The following is a 22,405-nucleotide window of genomic DNA, read 5'->3' on the forward strand; positions in this document are numbered from 1 at the left end:
TAATATTCATTAAATAGTAAAGTTACAAATCTTCCTCCTTTAAAAGTTTCCATGACGTTTATAAAGCTAGAATGCTCTAACTTAGTTCAATATTAAATAAAAACCTACAATTGAAATCTAGCTTTGCTTCTCGGTAATAACCAATAGCGAATTTACTGAGAGTTTTGATATAGTTTCTAATAGATAAAGCTCAAATTCAGTAAATGTGCGGTGGTGTATTAGGGGCTGGAGGTCAGAGGTCAGGGTTAAAAGCAAGCTAAAGTAATAGTTTTGAGCTTCTACTATGTCCTAAGTAGCTCTTCAATTGCTAAAGTATCCAATAAAAAAACAAATAAATTTTTACAAGCTAAATGATCAGCATATTATATTAGTATTGTTGCTAGTAATTAGTGGTGAGTCACTAGTCACCTTAACTGACCATTTTTGTTATCACTAATCAACCGAATTTGAAATCGTACCATTTCATTAAATAAAAACTGCAATTAATTTCTCCTCTACTTTTCTGCTTGCTACATTAATACCGTTCCCAGGAAGGTTGAAAGCCCCGCCGTCGGAGAAAGTTTTCTTGAAGTTGTTGGCGTTGACGCGATAGCTCGTTATCTGATGTTCCGTTGGTAAGTTGTTGTACTTGCAACTGTTCTACTTGTTCGAGCGCAGCTAAAGGTTTATCTTGGGCAGCACTTAAGCTTGCGAGCGTACGACGGATCGCTAAATCATTAGGATTCAACGCCAAAACTTGAGAATATAGCTGTTGTGCAGAGTTAAAGCGTCGTTGCTGGAACCGAATACCACCTAAAGCAGATAGCGCATCTGCATTATAGGGTTGCGCCGTCAAGATTGTTTGATAAGCTTTGTCTGCAAGACTCAAATCGCCGATCGCCTGCGCTAGCTGTCCTTGCAAGAAATAAACACCAACATTGTTCGGATTGCTCGCAACGATTTGCGCAACTCGCGCGCGTGCTAGTGCTGGATCGCGGGAGGCAAGAAGTTGAAGCGATCGCGTTTGAATCGGAATATTGTTCGGGTCAATTGCTAAAAGCGCGTTGTATAAATTTTCGCGCTGCGGACTCGCAGGTAAAGCAGCCACTAAACTAAATAACTCAGCAGGTGCGTTAGTTGTAGGTTGCGTTTGCAGCCAACTGTTGAGTACAACTTCTGCTTGAGCTTCCGAGATTCGGTTTGCTTGATAAGCAATACTCGCCCGTCCTAGTTGGACATTAGCATCTTGTGGATTACGCGCTAGAAGTTGATCGTAAAGTACCAGTGCATTATCAGGTTGATTCTGGCTCAGGTAAATTCCAGCGAGTCCTTGCAGGGCGGCATTAAGAACATCGGTATCTTGAATATTGCCTGTAATCAAGGCTTGGTAACGTGTTTGTGCTGCTGCTAGGTTTCCTTCGCGTCGCTCAATTTCTGCCGCAAGTAACTGTGGTGCAAGATCAGTTGTGCCTGCGGGAGTGGCTGCGTAAGCAGCTAAAGCGCGTTTTGCACCTTCTAAGTCGTTGTTTTGCAATAATAGCTGCGCGATTCGGAAGTTAAGAAACGGTTGATTTGCACCTGCTAGCAGTAAATTTTGGTAAATAGGCAGAAATTCGGGTCCTGGAGGCTCAATTTGGGCTAAAGCTTGTGCTAACTGTTGCTGTTGTGCAGGATCAGTTGGTAAGATTTGCAAAACCTGATACAGCCTTCCCTTGAGATCGGCAGGCGAGATTAAACCAAGCTGGCGTTCGAGCGAGAGAATTTGAATTTGAACGCTCGGATCATTCGGTTGACTCGTTGCTAACTGACGATACAGTTGTAGTGCGGTTTGCTGTCCTTGCGGTAAACCTCGGAAAACATCAGCAGCTTCGCGTAAAAGTTGCGGATTAGGCGTTACAGTTTGCGCAAGCGCTTGGCTATAAAGGTTTCCAACCCGCTCTGCAAGTCCGGCTGCATTTGTTTGTAGACGAATTTCATTGAGCGATCGCGCCAAAGGTAAAATTGCGTCAACTCTACCTTGCAAAGGATCTAAAATTGCTAACGCTTCAGTAAATTGTTGATTTGCTAAGTAAGCTAACGATAGTTCAGCGCGCGCTTGAATGATGCGATCGTCAATTTGGGCAGCTTGCACTTGTGGTTCGAGAACTTGAATTGCACCTGCGGGATTACCAGTTTGGCGTAAAGCCCGCGCGTAGGCGATCGCCGCATAGCCAGAAATGGATTTTCCAGTCGCACGATAGCGGTTAAAAAGTTCTAAACCTTGTTGATAGTTACCGCTATTGGTAAAAGTTTCTGCTGCACCCAGTAAAATTTCCGGCGATGGATTGTTTGCTAAAACTGTCTGATAATCTGCTAAAGCTTCGGCAAAACGCCCTTGGTAGCCGTAAAGTAACGCACGTTGAGCGCGGGCTTCGGTGTCGTTGGGATTAAGACTTAGCAACGTCGTCAGTGCTTCAATCCCGCTTGCTTGCCAATCAGGGCGATAGCTACCGAGAAGACCAACACTTTTGAGCGCTAATTGATTATTGGGTTCCTGTGCCAAGACTTGTTGGTAAGTATCCCACGCATCAGAAATTTGTCCCTGTCGTCTATAGGCGATCGCTAAGCCGAGTTTCGCAGGAATAGATTGTGGATAGCGACGGACAGCTTGTTGAAAAGCAGCGATCGCATCCTTGACTAAGCCTTGATCCAGGAGCGTATATCCTCTACGCACTTCGGCTGGCAGTGCTTGTGCTTGAGCTACGAGAACACCAAGATTTACAATTTCTAAAGCTGGAGTGCCGATTAATCCTGCACACAGCGCAAAAGGTACTATATAAGAACAAAGCTGCCTCATTGGAAGATACTCTCGATGGGACTTACGTTAAACTCGGTTTTAAGTCGAAATCCGAAAATTGTTTCAGAGAAGTTGTTGCGTTCTTGAAATGTAAAACCCAATCGCAAATTAGAGAGAAAGCGAAAATCATAGTACAACTCCAGCACATCAGGTCTATCATTCCCAGCTTGGCGACGCAGTTTATCATTCGATAAACTTCTCCCATAAGCTAAACCGAGCCTGTCATCTGGGGAAAAAACATCCAAAAAGCTGACACCCAGACTATAAGTATCGCCTCCTAGGTCTAAATCGCGGTTTTCATAGCGACCGTAACGACCAAATATTCCCATTTTGAGATTAGGAATGTAAACTTCGGCATTGACACCGTATGATTCCTCGCGATCGGCACGCAAAATTCCTGTTTCACTGTCACTTCTTGCTACTTGAAACGCTTCTTGGAAACCGTCTTGAGTTCCCGCATCACGCGCTGTCGCATAAGTCCCGCGAATGATCGCATTGCCATAACGAATTCCGACTTCGGTCGCGAAACCATCGAGGGCAAAATCCCCAATCGCCCGCGCAGAAGAAAACACCGCAGCTTTAGCCTCAATGTTATCCGTGATCGACCAGTTCACCAAAGCACCAGGACGCGAGTTAACGCCCGCACTCACCAAAGCTGGGTTTGTTTGGAACACGGAATTAAAAAACTGCGATGCTCCGTCTTTAGCAAAGCTATTGCGGTCAAAGTAGGAAGTCAAATCAAGTTGACCAATCACAAACCGCAGGTTAGGCACGTTTTCTAGCGAAGTTGCTAAATAAAACTCATTGAGGCTTAATCCTTGAGTACGCGAATCAGCAAACGCATTGCCATCGGTTAAATCGACAGTAGCACCTACTAACACTCGTGGTGCAAGAGGATACACCGCACCTACGCGGGCGCGTGCCGAAGACTCATCGCCTTGATATGAATACACGCCTTGTAACTGTAAAGCTGAAGCGCTGACCGGTTGGCTATCCAACGTGGGTTGTGTTGCTGGTGGTGCTGGAATTGGGTTAGCAGGTGTTTGCGGAATTGGCGCTAAATTTGGATTAGGAGCGCTCGGCGGTGTTGTATTGGGTAGTGCAGGTAATTGCGTTGTGACTGGGGCAAAGTAGGAACCAACAGGAGTAAAGGGGTTACTAGGTGTCGGTAACTGTTGCCCCATTGCTGTATTTGGATTGGCGATCGGTATACCACTTGGAGCATAGTAGGATGTCAAACTACCTTGGTTAGCCGCATTTCCTACAGTGTTCGGTTGCGGCATCACCGACGGTGGTAGGTACGGCAATTGTCCTGGCACTGCATAAGGAACCATCATGCCGTTCAAATTATTGCCTGGTGGTAGCGGCACAGCTGTACCGCCGATCGCATTCGGTTGCGGCATTACCGGCGGTGGTAAGTACGGTGCTTGTCCTACGGGTGCATAAAGAATCATCCCGTAAGGAACCATCATGCCGTTCAAATTATTGCCTGGTGGTAGCGGCACAACTGTGCCGCCGATCGCATTCGGTTGCGGCATTACTGGCGCTGGTAAGTACGGCGGTTGTCCTGGCACTGCATAGGGAACCATTCCGTAAGGAACCATCATGCCGTTCAAATTATTGCCTGGTGCTGGTGGTAGCGCATTACCACTGGTAGAATTTGGTTGCGGAATTCCAGGATTTGCAGGAACGGGTAGTGGTGCAGGCGCTGTTTGAACATAAAGCGGTTGTCCGATAACGCCATAAGGATAAGCGTTGTGACTCGGAACTTGCGGCACATAAGGTTGCTGTATGACACCTGGGGCATTTCCAGCACCCTGCATATAAGGCTGTGGTGTCGCAACCAAAGGCGGATAATGGCTTTGACTTCTTGCTGAAAGTTCTTCCTGCCATGTTCTTGCCGGAAGCATCGATGGCGGTTGCGCAACTCCATTCGGCATAGGAGTAGGAATTGGCAAAAACTGATTGTAGTTAGGATTGACCTGCTGAGGTTGAATATCAGAGAAATTTGGTGGCGCAAGATTTTGCGTCGGTAAGCTTGGCAGTTGCGCTATCTGATATTGCGATTCAACGTGTTTACCCTGTTCTACAGAATTGGCGCGAGCAGGTTGTATCACACTCGTTTCTAGCAGGCACGTAGCTAGTGCGCTCGTGCCTACTAAGCTGATTAACTTGAATTGATTCAAAAAGGCGAATAAAGGACGATCAGGTACAGTTTGGCTCATCACACCCTGGTTATGTGGCTGATTAATTCTTCAGAGGCAGACTGACGCCACTTTAACAAACCTTATTTCGATCGACGAGATCTAGTGAGTCTATATTTTCGCTTAAAAAGTTTTAGCCAATGGCTAGTAACCGTAGATTTGGCGGGATGAGCGCCCTAATGAAGGTAAATAAAACTACTAAATTAGTTCACCAAAGTTTCATAAAAATTCTTTGTGAAGGTCTCTTGTTGAACTGAAAAAGCAAGATTATCCTGGAACAGTAGTTTTCTGACTTTTGAAGCACAAACGGTGCCTACTGGTATCTAATATTTTTTGCCTCATTTTGAAATTTTTGACCAGAATACTGAAAAATTAATGTTTATTTGTGGCGATCGCGCTATGTTTACCCATTTATATCAATTTATTTTACAAAAAATTAAAATCTTCCCTCGGATGACAGCTTACGGTTTACTACTGCTGTTGTGTGTCAGCTGCTCGCAACGTTCATCATCACCAAATGTAGAACTCAACATCAACGAGGTGAAAGCGACAAGTCGTCCTGGAGTTTACAATGTTGCAGGTAGCACCAATTTACCTGATGATAGTCAAATTGTCGTCACAGCAGTGCGTTACCTACGTTCCGCACAAGAGCGATCGCTCAATCCTAACTCGTCTACTAATACATACTCAATCTTGGCGCGGCAAAGTGTGCCAGTATCTGCTGGAAAATGGCAAACTACGCTTAGCTTTTGGCAAGTTGCACCAGATGGGCGCTTCCAAGAAGCTTGGCAGATGGAAGCCACATTGCAAAACTCATTACAACCAGCAACAACGGTTAGTTTTATTGCTACTTACAAACCTTCAAGCCAGTTAACAGCAACACAACAGCAAATTCCAGAATTACAAGGGAGACTAGTTCGCTTTAGTAATGATGGAGAAGAGTATGTACAAGCAAGTCAAACTTTACCAATTGCTTTGGCTTCTGGAAAAACAACTCCTCCAAGTATTCAGCCAGAAGATATCAATGGTGGTTGGGGAAATCGCGCAGAACTTAGAGTCAATAATCCTAGTAGTACTACACGTCCAAAAGTAATTAGAACAATTCAATCAAATGCGCCACTTTCTAGGTCTGAATATTTACGTTAATTATAATCATAGTCAACATTAGGATATTATAGAAGCTTGTATTGACTTGTCTGAGCGTAGTTTAACCCTGACCCCTGACTCCTGCTATAAATATCTTTTCTAGGAAGTTAAAAGACTATGTGAGTTTGACACATAAAAAAAGACGCCTTGTTGACGTCAATAATTATTGAGTTTGTTTTCTAATTAAGATTTAAAAAATCTCAGGTACTTAAAGCATTCTGTCTCTTACGTATGACTATCTATTAATTAGTAATGAGTAACAAACGTAGAAGAAATAGATAATCATTTTGACTCTATTTGACTGAAGCATTCGTTTGTAACGCTTTGTGTAAAGTTTCCATTTGAGCCATGATTTGCTGTAATTGCTCTTGCAGTTCCTCAACTGGCGATGCTTCAGGTGCAGGGGCTAATTCAGAAGCTTGTGAATTAGGCTGCTTTTGAGTAGAAGTTGCTTGCGTGTATGCTAGATATGTTTGTGCTAGAGCAAACTGTGCAGTAGCTGATTGAACTGTTGAAATAGGCGCTTCTTTTGGTTCTTCTGTAATGACAATGAAAGGTTCGATAGCTGCTACTGGCTGCGATGAATGCTGTGGTGAAGTTGTTGTATTTTCTGAAGCAGGGTTGGATATTTCACTGTCTAAGAATGAATCTAATCCGAAATTTGCTAAACGAGATTCAGACAGTTTGAGTTCTTTTAATAATTCTTCTTTTTCTTGTAAATGTTGTTGTAATCCAGATAACTGCTGCTCTACTTGCGCTGATTTACGCGAAGATTGTTGCCAGCCTGCAACTGCAACACTTGCAAGTCCTGTTCCTAAACTTAGTAAGCTTGCTAAGCCAAGATAAGGAGTAGCAATATCTCTAAGTTGACCGTGAAAAACTGGTTCTTCTTGTAACTGAATTTCTACAGGTTTAGAACCTAGTAAAGCTAAAGGTAAAGTTAGTGTAGCAAAAACTCCAGCAGAAAGAAGTACAGGAGGCAAAACAAATTTTTTGAAGATAGATGCAGTCATGTTTAATACTTGTGAGTGATGTTGTTAGGAAATAAGAAAAGGGAAGAATATTTTGAAAACTAAAGTAAATACTAGGCTTTAATTCAACGATTATTATTTGTCAATATTTAGTAATAGGATACTAACAAAATTCATTTTTATCTGTGCTGTTTAATCGGCTCGTTGTTTTCTATACCAAGTTTAACTTTGGTAGCGCAATTGTCTGTATAGAAAAAGTAAAGTTACGTGGAAGTACTTAAATCTGTTGTAAGGATTTTCAGTGGAGTGAGTCAAGCAATGTTGTACTAAATCGTTGTAATTACTTATGCTGCAACGATTTGAAGTGAGATAGAAAGATAATAGTATGCGATCGCGCTCGAAGCGATCGAGGCACTTTTTGATACTCAAGCCTATCATACTCAATAGAAAGCCTGACGCATAAGTTGGCGGCTCATAAACTTCACTTAAATAACGCAATCACTGTTGCAAAGGCTGTGTTAGGTACTTTTCTCACAACCACTCCAAGGATATTCCTGACTTCAAGGAGAATATTGAACTTCATGCTGAACGGAACTGTAACTAATTTGCTGCATATATATAAGTATGACTAAACCTTTTTTAGTTCATTTGACTCGTTTACCAAGTTTACTAGTATTTATACTGAATGAATTAGTTCAATTTTTACTCTCAAGTGCTTATTTGTTTAACGTAAGTCATCGCTGGCACTTTCTGTGGGGGGAGAAGTATTACCAACGCCGTAGCAAGATAACATTTGTACAGTTGCTATGTTTATTCGTCTTAACGACGACAACTGTATTGACAATTCCTGCGCTATGGCAAGAAACACGAGCAATAACTCGCGCATATACAACAATACAGCTTCCTTTGTCTACTCAAGGCTCAAAAATTATTGATACCAAAGGAAATCAAGTTTTACTCAGGGGTGTAAATTGGTTTGGAATTGAAACCGAGATACATGTACCGCATGGCTTATGGCTACGCGATTATCAGGAAATGCTAGCTCAAATCAAGCACCTAGGATATAACACGATTCGCTTACCTTACTCCGTACAATCACTGAGGAGTACAACTATCAGTGGAATCGACTACAAAAGAGGTGCTAATCAAGAACTTGAAAGGAAAACGCCCCTAGAAGTGATGGACTGCATCATTCAAGAAGCACAGCGTCAAGGCTTGTTCATTTTATTAGACAGTCATCGGTTGAATGATCGGCGAATTCCTGAATTATGGTACGGCGATGGATTTACGGAGCAAGACTGGATTGATACATGGAAAATGCTAGCTGTTCGTTATCAAAATCAAGCTAATGTCATTGGTGCCGATTTAAAAAATGAACCTCACGGTCGTGCAAGTTGGGGAACTAACGATTTAGCAACTGATTGGCGACTTGCTGCGGAACGTGCAGGTAATGCGATTCTTGCGATCAATCCTAACTGGTTAATTGTAGTCGAAGGTGTCGAGAACAATGTTCCAGGACAACGATTATCAGGACATTGGCAAGGAGGTAATCTTGAAGGTGTGCGACGTTATCCGGTGCGGTTGTCGCGTCCTCGTCAATTAGTCTATTCTCCGCATGAATACGGTCCTGGAGTTTACAATCAGCCTTGGTTTAGGGAGCAAACTTTTCCTAATAATCTCTACCATCGTTGGGAAACTGGGTTTAATTACATTGCTACGCAAAATATCGCTCCAATTTTAGTTGGGGAGTTTGGCGGTCGTTATGTCGATAATTTATCTAAAGAAGGTATTTGGCAGCAGCAATTTGTGAAGTACATTCAAAAAAATCATCTCAGCTTTACCTACTGGAGTTGGAATCCTAATAGTGAAGATACAGGCGGGATTCTGCAAGATGATTGGCAAAGTATTAATGTACCCAAACAAAATTTGTTAAGTCGGCTATTAGACAATATTCCTTTTGCTCCAGCCATAGCAAGCGACGCGATCGCATCCAAAAATCCGATTCAAATTCCTCCTCACAAGCTCAAAGTGACAACTCAATTACAATCTGATTGGCAAACAGGGTTTTGTGTGAGTTTACAAGTCGCTAATCAAAGCAGTACTTTGATAAACGATTGGCAAGTTAGTTTCCAAATGCACGACGCAACGATTAACAATATTTGGAACGCGACATTCAAAAAGCAGCGCCATAAGCGATCGCATTACATCCTCTCTCCAGAAGATTGGGTAAAAAATATTGCGCCAAATCAAGTGAGAGATCTTGGTTTTTGTGCAACTAAGCAAGGTGCAAACTATCACCCCCAGCAGGTATCTGTTTCTAGCCGATAGATAAGCTTTATTTCTTTCATTAAGAAACCCTCTAAACCAAAATAGGCTTAGAGGGTCTTTTTATCTCAGTTCGAGATTAGCTGATGAGAAGTTGTTATCGCTTAGATGTCGTCATCATCATCTTCTTCGTAATCATCCTCGTCTTCATCCTCTTCTACTTCAAAGTCCTCGATTGCATCACTAATCATCAAGTCCTCATCATCATCTTGGATAAAGGAGTTACGATCAAAGCTGAAGCTATCTCCCAAACCGCCGTCCAAGTTGTAAGCGCGAGCCGTACGGTCATCAAGCACAACATCGAGCGAATCTTCGCCATCGTCAAAGACACTTCCTGAATCAAGCGAGAGATCTTCACTCATCGGACTTGTTAATTCCTCGTAGGCATTAAAGCCTGTTCCAGCAGGAATTAATCGTCCAATAATCACGTTTTCTTTCAAACCGCGCAACCAGTCTGATTTTCCTTCAATTGCGGCTTCAGTGAGGACTCGCGTCGTTTCTTGGAAGGACGCGGCTGAAATAAAGCTGTCGGTATTGAGCGATGCCTTAGTAATACCGAGGAGCATTGGCGTATATTGCGCTTTAGCACCTCCAGTAATACTCATTGCTTCATTGACTTGCTCAATCTGCCGCAGTTCAACTAACTCACCAGGAAGCATCGTGGTATCACCACCATCATCAACGCGGACTTTAGAGGTCATTTGTCGCACGATGACTTCGATATGCTTGTCAGCAATATCAATTCCTTGCGATTGGTAAACGGTCTGTACTTCGTTCACTAAGAAGGTTTGTACTTGCTGCAATGCTTCTAAAGCATCTGCATAAGCACCTTGCTGCGTGCCATACTCGAAGAAAATTTCGAGAATCTCGTGCGGATTTGCCGGCCCTTCGGTGAGGGGCATTCCGACTTCTACACTTGCGCCATCAGGTACGACAGCATTCTGCCCAGGTCCAATTGGATATTCGGTAACAGCGCCAGAATCTTCGACAACTCGAATTGCGACTGTTTCATCCTCCAACCTGCCAACTTCGACCGTTCCAGGTCTACGAGCAAGAACGCAGGCTTCCTTAGGCTTACGGGCTTCCAAGAGTTCTTCAATTCTCGGTAAACCTTGAATGATGTCTCCAGTCTTAGCCCGCTCGAATACGAGTAGCACTAAGTTATCACCACGTTGAACTAAGCCGCCATCCTCAACTTGTAGTACCGCACCTGGTGAAACGCGATAAGGACGCGCAATGCGCAAAACGACTTCGTAATTGTTACTAGCTAAAGCAGTATCGGCAGCACCTTGACTTGCCGTCATCGGGCTTTTAACTTCCAGTACTTGACCGGACTCTTGCAGAACGATTCCTGGAGCGATTTCGCGACCAGCAATGAGTAAGTCACCGACTTTGACATGAGGTTTCTCTTTCGTTGTTACCGTAAGTTGATCCGTAGATCGAACAACTAAGATCCGCCGAATTGCTTCTGCTCCCTCGCGGATACCGCGAATTTCTCCTGCTTCTTTACACTGAATCTCAGTACGGGCTACAACAGCACCAGCTTCGATGGTTTGTCCATCTTCGACAAGGAGCCTCGTTTGCGTACTACCTTGAGTCGCATCCGCCGCAATATCACGACGAATCACTAACGATTCGAGAATCACTAGCTGCAAGCGTTGAACATTAGGATCTTCCTCATCCGGAACTAACTCGATGTCAGCCAGCATGGGCGAACCTGTGTGTTCAGGTGACTGCATTTGCTCAATTTCTAATACCAATTGAGTCCGTAGCAGTTCTACTCCTTCGACCGATCTGACCCGCTCTGAGTCTTTGTAGGGAACGCGTTGCACGGCTCGCAGCGTAATTGAGCGACCTATGCCTGCACTCGATTGCGTGCTTGGCACTGAAGGTTCATCAGGTACTGCAAATTCAGTGACTGGGCGCAGTAATAACGCCGGTCCCTCTGGTGATTCGACATACTCGATGTAACGCAAATCAGAGAGTGTATGACCTGGTAAAATCTCCTCGCCTGGTTGACCAAACGTGCCATCGCGATTCATCACTGCTTCAGGATCGTCTACCATCAGCAGTTCGCCAGGTTTCACAACTAGCTCGCGCAAGATGTCGTTTTTCTGAGTGACTTCGACTACACCATTGTTTTGGCAGAAGATATCCTTAACAACTTCGGTGCCAGCTTCAACGTATTGAGCATCTTCCACCATCAAGAGCGAGATATCTTTGTTGACTTCGTGAGTTTCCTCAGGAATCCACAAGATTGTTCCGCCTTGAACAATTTCGTAGCCTTGCTTGGCTTTACCTTTTTTCGCGAGTTCAATGCCAGAATACTTAATCAAGCCACCAGTCGTGGTGCGATATTCATCAGAAATTAATTCTGCGACGACTTGATTATTTTGCACTTTTGTGCCTGGAGTCGCGAGCAGCGAGAACATTTGGTTATTGTTGGTTTCGATCAGATATTGATCGCGACCTTGACTGTGTTCTACACGGACTTTAGCAGTGTCTAGCACGACTGAGGCAGTGATAATTTCGATTTCTCGTCCACCTTTGCCGTTGTTGACACTGGTTGTAGGTATGCGAACAGTACCACCATAGACTGTATTTAGCCGTGTTTCTGCCAGGACGCTGTTTGCTTCTACCTGAGTACCATTAACAACCGATGGTTCTGCACCAGGAGGTAAGTTATATACTTCTCCAGATAAGATCCAGATCAAGCCACCGCGTGCGGCGGTAGTTGTTGTATTACCCTGGCGGTCGGTTTTTTCTTCAGGTACGACGTCAGCAAATTTAACTTCACCTGCTAAGTCTGAAGCAACGTCTTTGGTCGCTTTTTCAGTATGTGCGCGAGTGTTACGACCGCCGATCGCAACTTCGGCTAAAAGTTCGCCAACTTTTACAGCTTGACCGTCGGTGATATACAGCGTCGAGCCTTGCGTTACTGGAATCGTGACTTTCTCGCCAGAAGTTGCCTCAACCGTTAATGAACCATTGGCTTCGACAATCAATGCGTCTTCACCATGACGCGTACGGAAGGGTCGAGTCCGCAAGCGGCTAGGAATGCGCAATGTACCTTCCACTTCGCTGCGGACTTGTCGGGCGACTTCACCCGTGAACACACCTCCTGTGTGGAACGTCCGCATCGTTAGCTGTGTTCCAGGTTCGCCAATACTTTGCGCCGCAATGATTCCTACAGCTTCGCCAAGATCGACCATTTCGGCATGAGCTAAACTCCAGCCGTAACAGTGTTGACATACGGATCGCGCCGCTTCACACGTGAGAGGTGATCGCACGATGACTTCTTCAACGCCTGCTTTCTCGATGTGTTTCGCAACTTCGTCAGAAATTGGCTGATTTTTCTCGTGCAAGACTTCTTGCGTTTCGGGATGCACGATATCGGTTGCGGCGACTCTGCCTAGTAGTCGCGAACTCAGCGGAATCATGACGCGATCGCCTTCGCGCATCGCGCGTAGTGAAATCCCCCGCGTTGTACCGCAATCAATTTCGCGAATGATCACATCTTGTGCAACGTCTACTAGACGACGCGTCAAGTAACCAGAGTCAGCAGTTCTGAGTGCGGTATCAACTAACCCTTTTCTCGCTCCGTAAGAAGAAATAATATACTCAGTTACGGTTAAGCCTTCGCGGAAGTTCGTTTTAATCGGTAAGTCGATGATCTCACCCTGAGGATCAGCCATCAAACCGCGCATTCCTACCAACTGGCGCACCTGGGAAATATTACCCCGCGCCCCAGAGAACGCCATCATATACACTGAGTTCAACGGATTCGTCGCACGGAAGTGATCGACGACTTCGTCTTTAAGCGCTTCACTCGTACTGTTCCAGGTATCGATAACTTTTTGGAAGCGTTCGACTTCGGTAATTTCGCCGCGCGTGTAGCGTTCTTCGGTCGCTCGAATTTCTGCTTCGGCGGCTTCGAGTAAAGCACGCTTGCTGGGAGGTACCATCAAGTCATCAACGCTAATCGAAACACCGGCTTTTGTGGCGTAGCGAAATCCCAAGTCTTTCAAACGGTCAGCGATCGCGGCTGTGCGAGCCGTTCCATAATTGGTAAAAGCCCAAGCGATTAAATTTTTCAGCTGCCCCTTGTCAACAACCCGATTGCGAAAAATCATTCCCTTTTGTTCTGCCATTTCTCTACTATCCCTTGCTCAAAAGAATTCAGGAGTTAAAAGACAGAAGCCAAAAATTAGGAGAATTCTTCCTAGCCTCTAGCCTCTAGCCTCTAGCCCCTCTTTACTGCAACGCTTCCTGAATTACTTTGTTGTAAATAACGCGACCTGGAGTTGTTTGTATAAACTGAGAAATCAAATTTCCATTAGCATCTTCACGGGTACGCCGTTCGCGATAGTGTTTTGTTACCGTGCCATCATCATTTTGTTCGACTTTAACGGGTTCGGTATCTGGTTTTGTTGATTCGACTTCGCCATCAAACCGTACCCAGACTTTGGCATGAAGTGCGACTTGCTCTTGTTCGTAAGCCATAATCGCGTCGTCAAGCGAAGCAAAGAAGCGTCCAGCACCTTTTTGGCTGTGGGGATTTTCTGCTGTTAGGTAATAGCACCCCAAGACCATATCTTGGCTAGGAGTAATAATTGGTCTACCTGTTGCTGGTGACAGAATATTATTAGACGCCAGCATCAGTAATCGTGCCTCGGCTTGTGACTCTAAAGACAATGGCACGTGAACCGCCATTTGGTCTCCGTCAAAGTCAGCGTTGAACGCAGGGCAGACAAGCGGATGCAGTTGAATCGCGCGTCCTTCGACAAGAATCGGTTCAAAGGCTTGAATTCCTAAGCGGTGCAGCGTCGGCGCGCGGTTGAGTAAGACGGGATGACCTTCAATCACTTCTTCGAGGACATCCCACACACTCGGATCGCCTCGCGAGATTAGCTTTTTAGCCGCTTTAATGTTGTTGACTAACCCCGACCGAATCAATCGGTGAATGACAAAAGGTTGGAACAACTCGATCGCCATTTCTCTGGGTAAACCGCATTGATGAATATGAAGTTTTGGTCCCACAACAATGACGGATCGCCCTGAGTAGTCAACCCTTTTACCGAGTAAGTTCTGCCGGAAGCGACCTTGTTTACCCTCAATAATGTCTGACAAAGACTTCAGCGGTCGGTTATTTGCGCCTACTACAGTTCGACCGCGACGCCCGTTATCAATCAGCGCATCGACGGCTTCTTGCAGCATCCGCTTTTCGTTGCGAACGATAATTTCAGGCGCTAAAATTTCCTGCAATCTTGCCAAGCGGTTATTGCGGTTAATGACTCGACGATAAAGGTCATTCAAGTCAGAAGTTGCGAAACGACCGCCGTCAAGCTGCACCATCGGGCGCAAATCAGGAGGAATGACAGGAATAACAGTCATCACCATCCAATCAGGTTGCGAGCCAGTGGCGATAAAGTTATCGATTACCCGCAGTCGCTTAATCAGCTTGGCGCGTTTTTGTCCTTTGGCGTTAGCGATTTCTTCGCGCAGTTTTTCGGCTTCAGTTTCTAAGTTGATATCCGATAGTAAACGCGCTAGCGCTTCTGCACCAATGCCCACTTCTACGCCAGTCAGCTGCGAGTCTTCGCTGTAGATTTGGTCTTCAATTTCGAGCCACTGGTCTTCGGTTAAGAGTTGTTTGTAAGTTAAAGTCTCAGCATTACCAGGAGACAGAACAACGTAAGCGTTGAAGTAAACAATTTGTTCGACATCGCGTAGGGGCATATCGAGCAAAATTGAGATATAGCTTGGTATCCCTTTGAGATACCAAACGTGCGCAACAGGTGCAGCAAGTTTGATGTATCCCATGCGATGGCGGCGAACGCGGGATTCGGTAACTTCTACTCCACAGCGTTCGCAGACAATACCACGGTGCCGTACTCGTTTATATTTACCACAGTGACATTCCCAGTCTTTTGCTGGACCAAAGATGCGCTCGCAAAATAGCCCATCCATCTCTGGTTTAAGTGTCCGGTAGTTAATTGTCTCTGGTTTGGTAACTTCCCCGACGATTTGACCGTTAGGCAGGGTACGTTCTCCCCACTGCCGAATGCGTTCGGGTGAAGCTAAACCAATCTTCACATAGTCAAACTGCGTTGTTTGCGCGTGTCTCATATCTAAGGGATTGGAAATTGGAAGGGAATAAGGAGTCAGGGGTAACAGATCAGGGGTAGACAGAGATGTACTCTGCCTCTTCCCCTAGACGGATTACATATCGTCTTCTAGTGCCTCGCGAGTTAAGGATTCGTAGGTAGGACGTGAAGGCGTGCGGCGATTACCAGTGTCTGCCATCAGATCGACTTCGGCATCTGTAGTACTACCGTCTGCTTGCGTTTCGACTTTGTGGACGGCAATATCTAGCCCTAGCGATTGCAGTTCGCGCATCAACACTTTGAAGGATTCTGGTGTGCCTGGTCGCGGAATGGCTTTGCCTTTAACGATCGAATTGAGTGCTTCGTTACGTCCTTGCATATCATCCGATTTGACGGTGAGCAATTCCTGCAAAGTATAAGCTGCACCAAAGGCTTCTAATGCCCATACTTCCATCTCGCCAAAGCGCTGACCTCCCTGTTGTGCCTTACCACCTAGAGGCTGCTGTGTGACTAAAGAGTATGGTCCGGTAGAACGTGCGTGAATCTTATCATCGACGAGGTGAACGAGTTTGAGCATATACGCCATGCCAACGGTGATTGGGCGATCGAATGCCTCTCCCGTACGACCATCAAATACCTTGATTTTGCCTGGGGCTTCGGGGTCGAATAACCAATCTTTACCGCTGCGATCGCGGGCTTCGCTTAATTTGCTATGCACTAGCGTTCGCGATGACTCTTCGCCGTACATTTCGTCAAACGGCGTTACTTTGAACCGCGCACCTAAGTTTTCTCCAGCCCAACCGAGTAAGCACTCGAAGACTTGACCGACGTTCATCCGCGAAGGTACACCCAAGGGATTCAGCACAATGTCTACGGGCGTGCCATCTTCTAAGTACGGCATATCTTCCATTGGCAAAATTCGGGAAATAATGCCTTTATTGCCATGACGTCCTGCCATTTTGTCGCCAACTTGAATTTTGCGCTTTTGCGCGACGTAGACGCGTACCACCATATTTGCTCCAGGTGGCAGTTCATCGCCTTGTTCGCGGGTAAATACGCGCACATCGACGACCCGACCTTTTTCGCCGTTGGGGACTCGCAAGGAGTTATCGCGGACATCACGCGCTTTTTCGCCGAAAATGGCACGTAATAATTTTTCTTCGGGGGGTTGATCCGATTCGCCTTTGGGAGTAACTTTACCGACGAGAATATCTCCGGCTTCTACCCAAGCACCGATGCGGATGATTCCCTGTTCGTCGAGTTGTCGTAGTGCGTCTTCGCCGACGTTCGGAATTTCCCGCGTGATTTCTTCGGGTCCTAGTTTAGTTTGTCTTGCTTCAATTTCATACTTTTCAATGTGAATTGAAGTATAGGTATCTTCCTGAACGAGTCGTTCCGAAATCAAGATCGCGTCTTCGTAGTTGTAGCCTTCCCAGGGCATGTAGGCAACAAGGATATTTTGACCAAGTGCCAATTCACCGCCTTCGGTTGCCGAACCATCTGCGATCACTTGACCCGCAACGACGCGATCGCCTTTTTGCACCAAAGGTCGTTGGTTCAAACACGTGTCTTGGTTTGAGCGCTGATATTTTGAGATTTGATACTCAATCTCGGAACCATTGCCATCGGGACGAACGCGAATGCGGTTAGCATCGACATACGAAATCACACCATCTGTGCGACTCACAATCACCATTCCAGAGTCGCGTGCGGCTTGGGCTTCTAAACCAGTTCCGACCAAGGGACGTTCTGGTTTAAGCAAAGGAACTGCTTGCCGTTGCATGTTCGACCCCATGAGCGCGCGGTTCGCGTCATCGTGTTCTAAGAAGGGGATCATACTTGTTGCTACCGACACAATTTGCACGGGCGATACAGCAACATAGTCTACTTGCTCTGGCGTCGTTGTTGTCCAGTCTTGGCGATAGCGGACAGGGACTTGCGAGCCTAAAATATAACCGTTTTCGTCAACCGGAGTGTCTCCTGGCGCAACGCGCAGATCGTCTTCTTCGTCTGCTGTCATATAAACTGGCGATTGATCGAAGCGGACGCGTCCGTTTTCTACGGCTCGAAATGGCGTTTCTAAAAACCCGTATTGGTTAACACGGGCGTGGGTTGCCAAAGAACCAATTAAACCCGCGTTGGGTCCTTCTGGTGTTTCGATCGGGCAGATGCGTCCGTAGTGCGAGGGATGAATATCGCGTACAGCAAAGCCTGCACGTTCGCGGGTTAATCCTCCAGGACCTAACGCACTCAAGCGGCGTTTATGTGTCAGTTCAGCTAACGGATTTGTCTGATCCATAAACTGACTCAATTGGCTTGAGCCGAAGAACTCTTTAATTGCGGCAACGAGGGGTTTAGGGTTAACTAAAGATGCAGGAGTCAAAGCGTCGGCATCCGATACAGTCATGCGCTCGCGAATAATTCGCTCTAAGCGGTTTAAACCAACGCGTACCTGATTCTGAAGTAATTCCCCAACACTGCGGACTCGGCGATTACCCAAGTGGTCAATATCATCGGTATTGCCAATGTCAAACTCTAAGTTGATCAAATAGTCAACTGCTGCGAGAATATCATTAGACGTGAGAACTCGTGTCGTTTCAGGAATACTCAAGCGGAGTTTCTTGTTGAGCTTGTAGCGTCCGACACGACCAAGGTCATAGCGTTTGGGATCGAAAAAGCGCGAGTCTAATAGCTGTTGACCGCCGAGTACAGTTGGTGGTTCACCAGGACGTAGCTTGCGGTATAACTCCATTAATGCTTCTTCTTCCGAAAACTGCCCTTCTTTTTCAATTGTCTTTTGGAAATACTCTGGATGGCGCAGCGCATCGAAAATTTCATTATCTGATAGTCCGAGTGCTTTGAGTAACACTTGCGCAGACAGCTTGCGTGTTTTGTCGATGCGTACCCAGACTAAATCATTACGGTCAGTTTCAAATTTGAGCCACGCACCTCGGTTCGGAATCAAACTCGCTGAGTAGGTACGACGACCATTTTTATCAACTTCGGATTTGTAGTAAACTCCTGGCGAACGGACAATCTGATTGACAATGACGCGTTCCGCACCATTGATAATAAAGGTACCGCGATCCGTCATTAAGGGAAGATCGCCAATAAAGACTTCTTGTTCTTTGATTTCACCCGTTTCTTTGTTAATCAATCGTGTAGGCACGTACATTTGTACCGCGTAGGTGCTATCGCGGCGCTTTGCTTCGTCTACATCGTACTTAGGTCTTTTAAGTTTGTAGTTTTGACCGATAAAATGTAGTTCTAACTTGCCTGTGTAATCTGTGATCGGAGAAAAGCTGTTAAGTTCTTCTATCAGACCGTCTTCTAAAAACCAACGGAAGCTAGAACGCTGAATTTCGATTAAGTCGGGCAATAGAAAAGCGGGTTCTATATAGGTTTCGTTCGTCATGCTTCTTATACGTACTTACTTTATGTGGTTAAGCTTGTCGATTTTGGGCAAAGATCCTCATACACTACCTGTTGTGGTCAACAGCTAAGGGACAAGCACTGTAGAAGAAATTGTGCCTTTTTGATTGCATTGTTTGTACAATAAACACAAAGGTATAAGCTTAAGCTCGGTAGCAGGGCTGCATCACTCTTGAAGCAACAAGGATCTGATTTAGAGCTATGGTTGATATTGCCATAACAGCTTGAGGTCTCCGTTCAGTGGTTGGTTACTTACAACATCAATAGGCTTGAATATTCTAAGCCCGATCGCTAGTATTTGTTCTTAGGCATCAAGTTTTGGGTATTTCGCTTTGGTCTGTCGCATGACACTCCTTTCGTTAGGAAAGTGGGTCTTGATCCACAAAAGAAATCAATTTTCCTGATTTGCTGTATGCTTTTGAAGAGTGATGTATCAAAGTCGAACGAGTCTAACGATTAGACTCTGCCGCCATAAGGTCACACCTTAGCAGCAATTGCGTGCAACTTCAGTTAATCTTATCTTTAGATGAGCGATCGCTAAGGTATTTAAATGTCCAGACTCGTGAATAATGCGCAACTGCCTGAAAAATAAATTCATATTTGCTTCATTAAATATTATGGCTTTTTTCTGACAGCTTTTGCCAACCTCAACTGAAATATGCTAGGTTTAGCCATTGACATGAAATCTAGATAGAAAGTCCAAACAACTTGCAAGCGTTCGTTGTTGTTTGCATAGCTATCTCTTCTAAGGTCACGCCGCGTAAACTTGCTACGGCTTCAGCTACGTAACGGACAAACGCTGGTTCATTACGCTTTTGACTTCTTTTAGGAACCGGAGATAAAAACGGGCAGTCAGTTTCGATTAACAGGCGATCGCTCCAGACCATTTTTGCTGACTCTTGAATTTGCTTAGCATTTTTAAATGTGACTATACCACTGAAACTCACATACAATCCTAGATCGAGAAACCACTGCGTTTCCTCTGGGTTCCCCGTCCAGCAATGCATAACTCCTTTGATTTGACGACCCTGTTGCCGAAAATCTTGTAAGATATCGCGCATCACGTTCGCTGCATCGCGGCAGTGGATAATTACAGGTAAGTCTAACTCGTCTGCGATCGCCAGCTGTTGCGATAACACTTCTTTTTGTTGTGCTTGGTTCTCTGCTTTGTAGAAATCTAGCCCAATTTCACCGATTGCCACAACTCGACGCTCTAAACGAGCGTAGGAGGCAATTTGAGAGGCTGTGTCTGCTGTCCACTTATCCGCATCGAGGGGATGTAAGCCGACCGCAAAACTCAACTCAGGAATTTTTTCTGCTAGTAATTGAATACTAGCAAATTCTGCTGGTTCTACGCATGAGTGTACCAAATGCACCACGTCAGAAGCTTGCCAGCGCGATCGCACGGCTGGCAAGTCTGGTTCAAACACATCAAAGTTGAGATGAACGTGAGAATCTATGAGTTGCATTTTTAAAGAGGCTAGGGGGTGGGGGTTAGAGAAGAGAGACTTTCTACTGTTCCCGATTGCTTAATTCCCTGTTGCTTCTGCTTGTTCGTGCTGTCTCAACCGTTTAACCAAACGCGATTTTTTTCTCGCTCCATTGTTGGGATGTAATACGCCACGTTTTACAGCTTTATCAATCTTGCTGTATGCTGCTGCCATATGCGAAAGCACTTCCTGCTTTGCTTCTGGAGTAGGATTGGCAGCATAGATATCGACAGCGGTTAGGTATTTTTTCATCAAAGTTCTCACCGCCGATTTGTAAGCTTTGTTACGGAGTCGGTTTCGTTCTGCAATTTTGATACGCTTGATAGCAGATTTTGTATTCGCCACAGTTAAACCCAGGAAAACGATAAAGTTATAAAGACAAAATCCTAGATGTACTAATATAGCATTCAATTTAGCAATATTGCGATTATCCGGAAAATCCAGGTTAAGCTAGAGAAACGAGTATAGCTTAGCTTTGCCTTCTGATTGGGGTTAAGCGATATAAATAATCTGTACTCGATTTGGTAATTCCTAGAAAGCCACAGTCCGAACTTCATGCTGCGAATTATTACTCAGCAAGCCGAGGTACGAGCAGAGCTACAACGCATCTGCGATCGCACCCACGATGACCAAGTGGTTCACAAAGAAGCGACGGTGCGGGAAGTGCTTCAAGCAGTGAAGCGCCAAGGCGACCGAGCCTTACTGCACTACACAGCAGAATTTGACCACCAAAACCTCAAACAAGAAGAGCTACGCGTTAGCGGTTCAGAATTAGATGCGGCTTACCAGCAAGTGTCGAAAGAACTGCTCGATGCGATTCGGCTCGCTTGTCGTCAAATCGAAGCATTTCACCGCCAACGAGTCCCCAAATCATGGGTTCATTTTGGCGACGATGATGTTGTCTTGGGCAAACGCTACACGCCTGTAGACAGAGCAGGGTTGTATGTGCCTGGTGGTAGAGCCGCATACCCAAGCACGGTGCTGATGAATGCGATTCCGGCAAAAGTGGCAGGAGTCCCACGGCGAATTATGGTGACGCCGCCAGGCGTAGGCAAATCAATCAACCCCGCAGTATTAGTCGCGGCGCAAGAAGCTGGAGTAGAAGAAATTTATCGCGTAGGAGGGGCGCAGGCGATCGCGGCATTAGCGTATGGCACAGAAACGATACCCAAGGTAAATATTATTACAGGACCAGGTAATATCTATGTCACCTTGGCAAAAAAACTCGTCTATGGAACTGTCGGGATTGACTCGCTAGCCGGACCTTCTGAGGTACTGGTAATTGCTGACGAAACCGCGAACGCGACTTATGTCGCCGCTGACTTGTTAGCGCAAGCCGAACACGATCCCATGGCAGCGGCAATTTTGTTGACGACGGATGCGGAGTTAGCCAAGAAAGTACAAGCTGAAGTCGAGCGACAACTCGAAAATCATCCGCGCAAAACGTTAACCGAAAAAGCGATCGCGCATTATGGCTTAATTGTGATTGTCGATTCGCTAGAGCAAGCTGCGGAACTTTCAAATGAGTTTGCGCCAGAACATTTAGAACTCGAAATCGCAGAACCTTGGGAGTTGCTAGAAAAAATTCGTCATGCTGGGGCAATTTTCTTAGGTTCATCTACACCAGAAGCTGTAGGAGACTATTTAGCAGGACCAAACCACACGCTACCTACTTCAGGAGCCGCACGTTATGCGTCAGCTTTAGGTGTGGAGACTTTCTTAAAACACTCTAGCCTCATTCAGTATTCACCGCTCGCGCTTCAAAAAGTGGCAGGGGCAATCGAAGTCCTCGCCAAAGCTGAAGGATTGCCATCTCATGCTGCATCGGTACGGTTAAGGACGCAGCCCAAAAGTGATACTTGGGGAATGGAAGATGGGGAAAAGCCAAAGTCTTAACCCTCAGTGCAGCACAAAG

At 45.6% G+C, this 22,405-nt stretch carries 11 protein-coding genes; 3 read left to right on the plus strand and 8 right to left on the minus strand.

The window, feature by feature from the left end:
- Positions 1–514: 514 nt before the first annotated feature.
- Together GLO7428_RS17395 and GLO7428_RS28595 are read right to left on the minus strand one after the other, a co-directional pair.
- On the minus strand, positions 515–2,815 hold the full coding sequence (locus GLO7428_RS17395) for a tetratricopeptide repeat protein (protein WP_015189880.1): 2,301 nt from the start codon (positions 2,813–2,815) through the stop codon (positions 515–517).
- Positions 2,812–5,040 carry a carbohydrate porin gene (locus GLO7428_RS28595; RefSeq protein ID WP_015189881.1) on the minus strand — a complete coding sequence of 743 codons (2,229 nt, stop codon included), beginning with the start codon at positions 5,038–5,040 and terminating at the stop codon, positions 2,812–2,814. The genes GLO7428_RS17395 and GLO7428_RS28595 overlap by 4 nt, the downstream gene beginning before the upstream one ends.
- A 312-nt stretch (positions 5,041–5,352) precedes the next feature.
- On the opposite strand from GLO7428_RS28595, the gene GLO7428_RS17405 reads away from it, so the two are divergent.
- On the plus strand, positions 5,353–6,165 hold the full coding sequence (locus GLO7428_RS17405) for a hypothetical protein (RefSeq protein WP_155823775.1): 813 nt from the start codon (positions 5,353–5,355) through the stop codon (positions 6,163–6,165).
- A 293-nt stretch (positions 6,166–6,458) separates the two neighbouring features.
- Here GLO7428_RS17405 and GLO7428_RS17410 read toward each other — a convergent pair whose 3' ends face one another.
- Complete coding sequence (locus GLO7428_RS17410; RefSeq protein ID WP_015189883.1) at positions 6,459–7,178, minus strand: hypothetical protein; 720 nt, start codon at positions 7,176–7,178, stop codon at positions 6,459–6,461.
- 582 nt (positions 7,179–7,760) lie between these two features.
- Here GLO7428_RS17410 and GLO7428_RS17415 point away from each other — a divergent pair.
- Entirely contained in the window at positions 7,761–9,464 is a 1,704-nt protein-coding gene (locus tag GLO7428_RS17415) for a cellulase family glycosylhydrolase (protein ID WP_015189884.1), read from the plus strand.
- Between the two features lie 101 nt (positions 9,465–9,565).
- On the opposite strand, the gene GLO7428_RS17420 is transcribed toward GLO7428_RS17415, so the two are convergent.
- The 5 genes from GLO7428_RS17420 to rpsT form a co-directional block, all read right to left on the minus strand.
- Positions 9,566–13,594 carry a DNA-directed RNA polymerase subunit beta' gene (locus GLO7428_RS17420; protein WP_196797626.1) on the minus strand — a complete coding sequence of 1,343 codons (4,029 nt, stop codon included), beginning with the start codon at positions 13,592–13,594 and terminating at the stop codon, positions 9,566–9,568.
- Between the two features lie 121 nt (positions 13,595–13,715).
- Entirely contained in the window at positions 13,716–15,590 is a 1,875-nt protein-coding gene (locus GLO7428_RS17425) for a DNA-directed RNA polymerase subunit gamma (protein WP_015189886.1), read from the minus strand.
- Positions 15,591–15,683: 93 nt separating this feature from the next.
- Positions 15,684–18,983: a DNA-directed RNA polymerase subunit beta gene (rpoB, locus tag GLO7428_RS17430; protein WP_015189887.1), complete on the minus strand. Its 3,300-nt coding sequence runs from the start codon at positions 18,981–18,983 to the stop codon at positions 15,684–15,686.
- A gap of 703 nt (positions 18,984–19,686) precedes the next feature.
- Complete coding sequence (locus GLO7428_RS17435) at positions 19,687–20,469, minus strand: TatD family hydrolase (protein WP_015189888.1); 783 nt, start codon at positions 20,467–20,469, stop codon at positions 19,687–19,689.
- A 60-nt stretch (positions 20,470–20,529) separates the two neighbouring features.
- Positions 20,530–20,835: a 30S ribosomal protein S20 gene (gene rpsT, locus GLO7428_RS17440; RefSeq protein WP_015189889.1), complete on the minus strand. Its 306-nt coding sequence runs from the start codon at positions 20,833–20,835 to the stop codon at positions 20,530–20,532.
- Between the two features lie 210 nt (positions 20,836–21,045).
- On the opposite strand from rpsT, the gene hisD reads away from it, so the two are divergent.
- Positions 21,046–22,386, plus strand: coding sequence for a histidinol dehydrogenase (gene hisD, locus GLO7428_RS17445; protein ID WP_015189890.1), 1,341 nt, complete (start codon positions 21,046–21,048; stop codon positions 22,384–22,386).
- Positions 22,387–22,405 lie beyond the last annotated feature (19 nt).

Origin of the sequence: Gloeocapsa sp. PCC 7428 (genome assembly GCF_000317555.1) — a bacterium.
GTDB lineage: Bacteria > Cyanobacteriota > Cyanobacteriia > Cyanobacteriales > Chroococcidiopsidaceae > Chroogloeocystis.